The organism is Streptomyces panaciradicis (assembly GCF_023516615.1).
GTDB classification, from domain to species: domain Bacteria; phylum Actinomycetota; class Actinomycetes; order Streptomycetales; family Streptomycetaceae; genus Streptomyces; species Streptomyces panaciradicis.
On sequence record NZ_JAMGBF010000091.1, the window covers coordinates 26,174 to 36,246 of the forward strand.

6 protein-coding genes are annotated in these 10,073 nt (G+C 68.7%); 3 read left to right on the forward strand and 3 right to left on the reverse strand.

The window, feature by feature from the left end:
• Genes M8J74_RS27615 through M8J74_RS27625 form a run of 3 tightly spaced genes read left to right on the forward strand, consistent with a single transcriptional unit; the run spans position 1 to position 6,954 of the window.
• Positions 1-4,986 (forward strand): non-ribosomal peptide synthetase, encoded by a 4,986-nt coding sequence (locus M8J74_RS27615; protein ID WP_308406110.1) that lies wholly within the window; start codon positions 1-3, stop codon positions 4,984-4,986.
• The gene (locus tag M8J74_RS27620; RefSeq protein WP_249839031.1) at positions 4,983-5,729 is read left to right on the forward strand and encodes a thioesterase II family protein; all 747 of its coding nucleotides are present in this window, start codon (positions 4,983-4,985) and stop codon (positions 5,727-5,729) included. The genes M8J74_RS27615 and M8J74_RS27620 overlap by 4 nt, the downstream gene beginning before the upstream one ends.
• Entirely contained in the window at positions 5,722-6,954 is a 1,233-nt protein-coding gene (locus tag M8J74_RS27625) for a cytochrome P450 family protein (RefSeq protein WP_249839032.1), read from the forward strand. Before M8J74_RS27620 ends, M8J74_RS27625 begins: the two co-directional genes overlap by 8 nt.
• Before the next feature lie 72 nt (positions 6,955-7,026).
• Here the strand turns inward: M8J74_RS27625 and M8J74_RS27630 are convergent, their stop codons facing one another.
• From M8J74_RS27630 to M8J74_RS27640, 3 genes are all read right to left on the reverse strand, one after another.
• Positions 7,027-7,872 (reverse strand): phytanoyl-CoA dioxygenase family protein, encoded by an 846-nt coding sequence (locus M8J74_RS27630; RefSeq protein ID WP_249839033.1) that lies wholly within the window; start codon positions 7,870-7,872, stop codon positions 7,027-7,029.
• A 421-nt stretch (positions 7,873-8,293) separates the two neighbouring features.
• Complete coding sequence (locus M8J74_RS27635) at positions 8,294-9,085, reverse strand: ABC transporter permease (RefSeq protein WP_249839034.1); 792 nt, start codon at positions 9,083-9,085, stop codon at positions 8,294-8,296.
• A complete protein-coding gene (locus M8J74_RS27640) occupies positions 9,082-10,044 on the reverse strand; it encodes an ATP-binding cassette domain-containing protein (RefSeq protein WP_249839035.1) in 963 nt (320 codons plus the stop codon). The genes M8J74_RS27635 and M8J74_RS27640 overlap by 4 nt, the downstream gene beginning before the upstream one ends.
• Between the last annotated feature and the right edge of the window lie 29 nt (positions 10,045-10,073).

Genomic DNA, 10,073 nt, shown 5'->3' on the forward strand with positions numbered 1-10,073 from the left:
GTGATTCCGCTGTCGTACGCACAACGCCGTATGTGGGTTACGTACCAACTGGAGGGCGGGGCGGAGACCTACAACATCTCCCCGACGTTCCGGCTGACGGGACCGCTGGACCAGGAGGCTCTCGTCGCGGCCATCCGGGACGTGGTCGAACGGCACGAGATCCTGCGCACCACGTACGTGACGGACGAGGACGACGAGCCGTACCAGAAGATCCTCTCCCCGGCCCAGGCGTCGGTGCGGATACCGGTGGTCGACGTGGCGCCCGAGGACCTCTCCGGTGCGGTCGACGATGTCATCGCGCACCACTTCGACCTGGCGGCCGAAATCCCGCTGCGGGCAACCTTGTTCCGCTGCGCTCCCGAGGAACACCTGCTGGTCCTCCTCATCCACCACATCGCCTCGGACGGTGTCTCGGGTGGCGTGCTGGCGCGGGACCTGACCACCGCGTACACCGCGCGCCTGGACGGCCGGGCGCCGGCGTGGAAGCCGCTGCCCGTGCAGTACAAGGACTACGCGCTGTGGCAGCGCGAACTGCTCGGCGACCCGGCGGACCCGGACAGCCTGGCGGCGAAGCAGACCGACTACTGGCGCACGGAGCTGGAGGGCGTGCCGCAGCCGCTCACCCTGCCGTTGGACCGCCCGCGGCCCGCCGAGCGGAGCCTGGACGGCGACACGGTCCCCGTCTCGGCGGACGCGCAGGTGGCTGCCGGGCTGCAGAAGCTGGCCGACGAGCGCGGGATGACCATGTCGATGGTCCTGCAGACCGCGCTGGCGGTGCTGCTGCGCAAGCTCGGCGCCGAGGACGACGTGACGATCGGTAACCCGATCGCCGGACGCACCGACGAGGCGCTCGCCGATCTGGTCGGCGTCTTCGTCAACACGCAGGTGCTGCGAGTGGACCTGTCCGGCGACCCGAGCTTCTCCGACCTGCTGGCCCAGGTGCGCAACAAGGCCCTGGCGGCCTACGAGCACCAGGACGTGCCGTTCGAGATGCTGGTCGAGCTGCTCAACCCCGACCGCTCCGCCGCGTACCAGCCGCTGTTCCAGGTGACCTTCGCCTGGCAGAACTTCGCCAAGCAGGACTTCGAACTCCCCGGACTCGAGGTGGAGTTCGAGCAGCACCTCGTGTCGGCCGCCATGTTCGACCTCTTCTTCAGCATGGCCCAGGACGACTCCGGGGCACTGCGCGGCGACGTCATGTACGCGACCCAGCTGTTCGACCGGGACACCGTCGAGGCGATCGCCGCCCGGTTCGTGCGCCTCCTGGAGCAGCTCGTCGCCGATCCGCTGTCGCCGGTGAGCGGGATAGAGGTGCTGGCGCCTGACGAGCGCGACTGGCTGGTACGGCGTGTCAACGACACCGCGCATCCGGTGGCCGAGGGCACACTGCCGCAGGCGTTCGAGGAGCAGGTGGAGCGGACCCCGGACGCGGTCGCGGTGGTCGGTGAGCGGGAGAGGCTGACATACGCGGAGTTCAACCGGCGGGCCAATCGGCTGGCGCACTGGCTGGTCGAGCAGGGCGCGGGCCCCGAGCGGATCATCGCGGTGCGCATCCCGCGCTCCGTCGACATGATGGTGGCGATCTACGCGGTGTCCAAGGCGGGTGCGGCGTATCTGCCGATCGACACCGAGCTCCCGGAGGACCGGGTGCGGCAGTTCCTGGACAGCGCGAAACCGCTGCTGGTGCTCGACGAGGACCTGCCCGACGTGTCCGGCCACCCGGAGACGAATCCGCAGCGGCGTCTCCTGCCGGACAACGCCGCGTACGTGATGTACACCTCCGGCTCCACCGGCGGCCCCAAGGGCGTTCCGGTGCAGCACCGCTCGATCATGAACCGGATCAAGTGGGGTCTCGCGCACTTCGACGTCACGCCCGAGGACCGCATGCTGCTGAGCACCACGGCGAGCTTCGACGCCTCGGTGCCTGAGCTGTTCGCCCCGCTCCAGATCGGAGCCTGTGTCGTCGTCGCCCGCCCGGACGGACGCAAGGACCCCGCCTACCTGGCCGAGTTGATCGAGCGGGAGCGGGTGACCGGCGCCGACTTCGTGCCCTCGCTGCTGGAGGCGTTCGTCGCCGAGCCCGCCGCGCAGAAGTGCACCACCCTGCGCTGGATCGAGGTCGCGGCCGAGCCGTTCCTGCCCTCGCTGGCCAACCGGTTCACCGATCTGCTGCCCGGCTGCTCCGCGAACAACCTGTACGGCCCCACCGAGGCGACCGTCGAGGTGACGGAGTGCCAGTACGTGCGGGGTTCGGACAAGCTGCCGATCGGCGCCCCGATTTGGAACACCCAGGTCTATGTGCTGGACGAGGCACTGCGCCCGGTTCCGGCCGGGGTCACCGGTGAGCTGTATCTCGCCGGTGCCGGCCTCGCGCGGGGCTACCTCGGTCAGACCGGGCTGACCTCGGAGCGGTTCGTCGCCTGCCCCTTCGGCGAGCCGGGCAAGCGGATGTACCGCACCGGCGACGTGGTGCGGTGGAACAAGGACGGGCAGGTCGAGTACATCGGCCGCACCGACTTCCAGGTCAAGATCCGCGGGCTCCGCATCGAGCTGGGCGAGATCGAGCACGTGCTGGCCGGGCATCCCGCCGTGGCCCAGGCCGCGGTCGTGGTGCGCGAGAACCAGCAGGGCGACAAGCGCCTGGTGGCCTACGTGGTGCCCGACCCGGATGCCGCGGCGGGCGATCCCGCCGACCAGGTGGAGGAGTGGCGCCAGGTCCACGACGAGACCTATGACAAGTCTCGCGACGAGGCCTGGGGCGAGGACTTCCAGCTGTGGAAGTCCGCGTACGACGGCGCGCGGATTCCGCTCGAACAGATGCGGGCGTGGCGGGACTCGGCGGTGGCCCAGGTGCTGCGGTTCGCGCCGCGGCGAGTCCTCGAGATCGGCGTGGGTGCCGGTCTGCTGCTGTCGAAGATCGCCGGTGAGGTCGAGGAGTACTGGGGCACGGACATCTCCGCCACGGTGCTGGACCGGGTCCGGGCCCAGGCCGAGCGGGCCGGCCTCGGTGACCGGGTCCGGTTGACCGCCCAGGCTGCCGACGACGTCTCCGGACTGCCCGAGGGCGGCTTCGACACCGTGGTCCTCAACGCGGTCGTGCAGTACTTCCCGAGCGCCGCGTACCTGGACCGGGTGCTGCGCCAGGCCATGCAACTGCTCGCGCCCGGCGGCCGCGTCATCGTCGGAGACGTCCGCAACGCGGCCACGCTCCGGCTGATGCTGACCGCGGTGCAGCGCGCCGCGCGGCCGCACGCCTCGGCGGAGGAGATGCGGGCCATGGTGGAGCAGGCGGTGCTGGCGGAGCGGGAACTGGCGGTCGCCCCGGAGTGGTTCGCCGCGTGGGCGGGGGAGCACGCGGGCGGCGTGGACATCCGCCTGAAGCCGGGGCAGGAGCACAACGAACTGACCCGGCACCGCTACGAGGTGGTCCTGTACAAGGATCCGGCCGGCCTGCTGGACCTGACGGATGTGCCCACGGTGCCCTGGAACCGGGAGGTGTCCGACCTGGCCCGCCTCGGCGAGCGCCTGGACCGGGCCGGCGACGCCCCGCTGCGGGTGACCGGCATACCCAACGCGCGGCTGGCCGAGGAGTTCGCCGCGGCCACGTCGGCCGGCGTGCTGAACGCGGTCGCTGCCGCCGTCGCGCCCGTCGACCCGGAGGAACTCGCCGCATGGGCCCGGCAGCAGGGCCGGGAGGCGGTCCTGACCTGGTCGGGCGAGACCGCCCACACCTTCGACGCCGTGCTGCTGCCCGAACAGCAGGCGGTCACCGGCGGGTTCGTGCCCAGCGGTGTGGTCCGGCGGAACCGGGTGAACGCACCCGCGCTGGCCAAGTCGATCGGTCCGCTGGTGGTCGAACTGCCCCAGTACCTGCGGGAGCGGCTGCCGGACTACATGGTCCCTGCCGCTGTGGTGCCGCTGCCGGAGCTTCCCCTGACGATGTCGGGCAAGCTCGACCGGCGAGCGCTGCCCTCGGAGGCCACGACCACCACGAGCGACGGAGAGCCGCGCAACGCCCACGAGGAGAAGCTGTGCGCCGTCTTCAGTGAACTGCTCGGAGTGGAGAGCGTCGGCATCGACGACGACTTCTTCATGCTCGGCGGGCATTCGCTCCTGGCCACCCGGCTCAGCGCCCGCATCCGCAAGCAGTTCGGTGTCGACATGCCGGTCAGGACGATCGTCCGCTATCCCACGGTGTCCGAGCTGGCAGCGCTGGTGCTCGTCGGCGGCATCCCGGACGAACACGTCGACTCGTTCGCGGTCGTGCTGCCGTTGAACAGGGACCCCGGTACCGGCAAGCCGCCTGTGTGGTTCTTCCACGGCGGCGGCGGGCTGGGCTGGGCGTACTTCACCTTCGCGCCCTACGTGCAGGACCGGCCCGCCTACAGCCTCCAGTCGCGCGGCTTCCAGGGCACGGAGCCGCTCGCGGGGTCGGTGGAGGAGATGGTCGACGACTACCTCGCGCAGATTCTCAAGACCCAGCCGGAAGGGCCCTACCACCTGATCGGCTGGTCCTTCGGAGGCCCGGTCGCGCACGCCGTCGCCGAGGCCCTGGACCGGCGCGGGCAGGAGGTCGCCCTGCTGGCCATCCTGGACACCCAGCCGGCCAGCGACGCGCCGGAGAACGGGTTCCAGGCGGTGGCCGGCCGGACGCAGGAGCTCTACCGGGCGGACATCGAGGAGGTCTTCGGCAAGTTCATGAACACGGGCAACATGGACGACTTCCTGGAGAACATGTCCAAGGTCGGCGCCAACAACCTGAACAGGATGGCCGAGTTCCAGTCGCCGGTGTTCCGCGGCGACGTGCTCTATTTCAACGCCACGCTGGACAGGCCGGACGGGATACCGACGTACGCGCCCGACTGGCGGCCGTTCGTTCTCGGCTCCATCGAGGAGTACGACGTGGACGCGTCGCATCACGACCTGCACATGCCCAAGCCCGCGGGTCAGATCATGAAGGCCGTCGTCGAAAAGCTGGGGTGGTGAAGGGGGAGCGGGGCGGACGGGACCAGGCCGCGCTGCTGTGCGTCCCGTTCGCCGGAGCAGGCCCGTCGTTCTTCCACCCGTGGCGTGAACAGGCCGCCGGCCGCTGGCGCCTGGTCTCGGTCGAACTGCCGGGAAGGGAGCGGCGGATCCTTGAGACGCCGTACCGGAATGTCGTCGAAGCGGCCAAGAACGAGGTCGACGGCATCGCCGCGGCCCTCGGCGAAGGAACGCGGACCGTGCTGTTCGGGCACAGCCTGGGCGCGGTGCTCGCGTACGAGCTGGCGCATCTGCTGATCACACGCGACGTGCGCGTCGAGCGGCTGGTCGTCAGTGGTTCGCCGGGGCCGTGGACCCAGCGGGAGCGGCGGGCGACCGGGCTCGAGGACGACGAGTTCCTCGCCAGGGTCGAGGAGTTCGCGGGATTCCGGCACGAGGCCCTCGACCACCCGGAGATGCGCGAACTGATTCTTCCCGTTCTCCGGGCCGACTGTGAAATGCACGAGAACTACGTTCCGAGCATCGACGAACCGCTGTCGGTGCCGGTCTGCTCGATTCGGGGAAGCTCCGACGGACTGGTCTCGGCGGAACAGGCTCGGGAATGGCGGGGAGCGACCACGGGTGAATTCACCTGTGTGGAGTTCCCGGGCGACCACATGTATCTGGTCGGTCACGCCCGGGAGGTGCTGGACCTGATCGAGGCGGAATCCGTACCAAGAAACGAAGGAGAAGTCGATCATGGCTGAGCCGATCGTGAGCCTGCTCAACCCTGAATTCGAAGAGGATCCCATCGGCGCCTTCGCGCGCCTTCGGGAGACGGCCCCGCTCGTCCGTATCGGCTTTCCCGGCGGACCGCCCGTCTGGCTGATCACGCGCAGCGAGGAGTTCAAGGAGGCGTGGAGCGACCCGCGGCTTGTGACGAACATCGGCAATGTGCCGGGCCACCAAGGGCCCAGCATCGCGGACCAGGCGCTCATGTCCCTCGACGTACCGAAGGAACTACTGCGTTACTTCACGTCCAACCTGATGCTCCAGGACGGCCAGGAACATGCCCGGCTGCGCCGGCTCGTGGCGCCCGCGTTCAGCGTCCGGCGCATCAAGGCCCTGCGGCCGCGCATCGAGGAGGTCTCCACCCGGCTCCTCGACGCCTTCGCCGAGAAGGGGTCCGGCGATCTCCTGAGGGAGTACGCCACACCGTTGACCGGCGCCGTCATCTGTGACCTCGTCGGCATCGACGAGCCCGACCAGCCGCAGATACGGCAGTGGATGGACGAATACGCCAACATCGACGCCGACTTCACCACCAGCGCCCTGGGCCTGTTCGACTACACCAAGCAGCTCATCGAGCGACGCCGGGCCGAGCCCATGGATGACATGATCTCCACCTTGGTGCATACGACCGACAAGAACGGCGACCGGCTCACCGAGGACGAGATCATCTCGATGGTGGGTGTCCTGGTGAACGGCGGTTACCACTCCACGGCCCATTTCATCCCGAACGCGGTGCTCACCCTTCTCCAGAACCCGGATCAACTGGCCCTGCTGCGGGCCAGGCCGGAGGCTCTGCCGCACGCCATCAACGAACTGATGCGGATCGCCAACCCCATTCCGAGCGCCGGGCCGCGGTACGCCGCCGAGGACATGGAGCTGGCCGGTGTTCCGATCTGCAAGGGCGATGCCGTGACGGGCTCCCTGCAGTCCGTCAACTACGACTCGCGCGTCTTCGCCGAGCCCGAACGATGCAATGTGGAACGCGAGTTGAAGCGCGGGGAGGGCCATCTCGCCTTCGGTGCGGGCCCGCACCGCTGCATCGGCGCGGCGCTGGCCGAACTCGAGGGCGAAGTGGCCATCGACCACCTGTTCTTGCAGCGTGAGACTCTCGAACTCGCCGTGAACAGCGGCGAACTGCGGTACCGCGAGGTCATCCCCGGTGGCGCCCGGCTGTTCAACAGGTTTCCGGTGCGCCTGTGAGGACGTGGCCGAGGGCGCATACGGGAGCCCCCGAACGCGATGCGTTCGGGGGCTCCCGTATGGGGGACGCGGTCAGCGTTTCACGGTGCCCGCGCGCAGGCGGTCGATCATGTGGCGGGTCGTCTCGATCGGGCTCCCGGCGGGGAGGTCCCGCGAGCGGGCCGGCAGTGCCTCGTTGAGCCTCGCGACCTTGGCGCTCCACTCGTCCTGCGCGGTGAAGGGGATTGTCTCGCCCTCCTGGTAGACGGGGAACGGGCGATAGCTGTTGAGGCCGGCCGAGTCACTGCCACGGACGAGCAGTGGGTCGAGGTAGATGCCCTCGCTGTGGATGCGCGTGGCGGTCGAGATGTAGCCGATGTCGAGACCACACCGCCGCTTGGCGGAGGTGTTCGCCTCCGAGCAGTGCAGCAGATGCGGATGGTGGATCGAGACGTCCCCCGGCTGGAGCTCGATCTCCACGATTCCGCGCTTCTCGGCCCACTCCCGCACCAGGTTCTCGTCGGCGGCGGAGAAGAGCATGTTGGGTTCATCCGTACGGACCGACGGTTTGTGCAGCGGCAGTTCGTGACTGCCGGGGATCATCCGCAGGCACCCGTTCTCCACGGTGCTCTCGTCGACGGCCAGCCACACCGTCAGCGCCTCCATCGGACTCAGCGTCCAGTACGCGCCGTCCTGGTGCCACAGCACCGGCTGCCCGTCGTACGGCGGCTTGCAGATGTAGTGGGCGGTGAAGCACGCCACGTCCGGGCCGAGGAAGAACTCCGCGATGTCCACCAGGCGGGAGTCCGAGACCAGACGTGCCCAGAAGGCGTCATTGCGGATCAGCGGGTGATGGAAATGTTCCGGACGCAGATCCGGATATTTACGGGTGAGCCATTCGACGTGAGCACGTGCCTCGTCCAGGAGTTCCGATGGCACGACGTTGCGGATGATGGAAAAGCCCTGTTCGGCATATTCCGCTGCAGCCTTCTCCAGAACGCCATCGCCAGATTTTTTCATGCGCCGGCTCCTTCTCGGGTTTGCCAGGTGCTTGCCGTGCGGAATGAGTTCGGGGAGCCGCCACGGCCTGCGCGGGATTCACCTCCGCGGTTCGTCAGCAGTTCAATACTCTGCCCGGGGGGGCAGGAGGGTGTCAATCGTGGACCCGCCCCTGGCATATCCGATCGAAATCCCCGTGGATGTTCGCGGGAAATAGTTCTCCCCGGTGAAGTAAACAATGAGAAGAGAACAGGACTGTCCCGCTGACAGGACAAATAGAGGGGCGGCGCACGCCGACGCGGTGTCGGTGTACGCCGCCCCCGGGTGGGCGAGCGGCGCGGGGGACGCCGCTCGTGCCGGCCTACTTCGGGTCGCGGTTGAACTGTGCCGTCGACCACCAGTAGCCGAGGATGGTGAGGCCCAGGCACCAGGCGATGGCGATCCACCAGTTGTTGCCGATGTCCGTGCCGAGGAGCAGGCCGCGCAGGGTCTCGTTGGCGGGCGTGAAGGGCTGGTACTTGGCGATCGGCTGGAACCAGCCGGGCATCGTGTCGGCGGGGATGAAGGCGCTGGAGATGAGGGGCAGGAGGATCAACGGCATCGCCATGTTGCTGGCGGCCTCGGCGTTGGGGCTGGCCATGCCCATGCCGACCGCGATCCAGGTGAGCGCCAAGGAGAACAGTGCCAGCAGTCCGAAGGCCGCGAGCCACTCGAGGACCGTGGCGTCGGTCGAGCGGAAGCCGATGGCCACGGCGACGGCGCCGACGAGGATCAGACTGGCGAGCACCTGGAGCACGCTGCCGACGACGTGGCCGATGAGTACCGAGCCGCGGTGGATGGCCATGGTGCGGAAGCGGGCGATGACGCCCTCGGACATGTCGGTGGCGACGGACACCGCGGCCCCGATCACGGTGCTCCCGATGGTCATCATCAGGATGCCGGGGACGATGTAGGCGATGTACACGGAGCGGTCGGCGTGGCCGCCCGCGATGCCCTTGCTCATCACGTCGCCGAAAATGTAGACGAACAGCAGCAACAGCATGATCGGGGTGAGGAGCAGGTTCAGGGTGAGCGAGGGGTAGCGCCGCGCGTGCAGCAGGTTGCGGCGCAGCATGGTGTTCGAGTCCCGGACGGCGAGGGAGACGGAGCTCATCGGGCGTTCTCCTTGTTCTGGTTGGGGACCTTGGCGTCGTCGGTGAGGGCGAAGAAGACGTCGTCGAGGTCCGGGGTGTGCACGGTGAGTTCGTCGGCCTCGATGCCGGCGGAATCGAGCCAGTCGAGGATGGAGCGCAGTTCGCGCTGGCTGCCGTCGCTGGGCAGTTGCAGCGCGAGGGCTTCGTCGTCGCGGGCCGCCTCGCGGAGTGTGGCCGCGGCGGACTGGTAGGCGGCCGGGTGGGTGAAGCGGAGCCGGATGTGTCCTCCGGGGATCAGGCGCTTGAGTTCCTCGGCGGTCCCCTCCGCGACGATCTTGCTGTTGTGGAGGACCGCGATGCGGTCGGCGAGTTCATCGGCCTCCTCCAGGTACTGGGTCGTGAGGAAGACCGTCGTACCGTCGGAGACCAGGTCGCGGATGATCTGCCACATGGTGTGCCGGGAGCGGGGGTCGAGGCCGGTGGTGGGCTCGTCGAGGAAGATGATCCGCGGGTTGCCGACCAGGGTCATGGCAAGGTCGAGTCGGCGCTTCATGCCGCCGGAGTAGGTGGAGGCGGGCTTCTTCGCTGCGTCGGTGAGGTCGAAGCGTTCGAGGAGTTCGGCGGCCGTGCGACGGCCCTCGTCCTTGGGCAGGTGGTGCAGGTCGGCCATGAGGAGCATGTTCTCCTCGCCGGTGATCAGGCCGTCGACGGCCGAGAACTGCCCGGTCACGCCGATTGCGGCCCGCACGGCCTGCGCGTCGGTGGCGAGGCTGTGGCCGCCGACGCGGATCTCACCGGATCCGGCGTCGGGGCTGATGAGGGTGGAGAGGATCTTCACGGCGGTGGTCTTGCCGGCGCCGTTCGGGCCGAGCAGGGAGAAGATCGTTCCTTGCGGTACGGCGATGTCGATGCCGTCGAGGACGGTCTTGTCGCCGAAGGACTTGCGCAGTCCGTTCGCCGCGATGGCCAGGTCGGTCATGACTGGTGCCCCTCTGTGGATGGCGGTGG

Coding starts and splice junctions, on each gene's coding strand:
- M8J74_RS27640 (WP_249839035.1), bottom strand. CDS start 10,044: ATGACCGACCTGGCCATCGCGGCGAACGGACTGCGCAAGTCCTTCGGC.
- M8J74_RS27625 (WP_249839032.1), top strand. CDS start 5,722: ATGGCTGAGCCGATCGTGAGCCTGCTCAACCCTGAATTCGAAGAGGAT.
- M8J74_RS27635 (WP_249839034.1), bottom strand. CDS start 9,085: ATGAGCTCCGTCTCCCTCGCCGTCCGGGACTCGAACACCATGCTGCGC.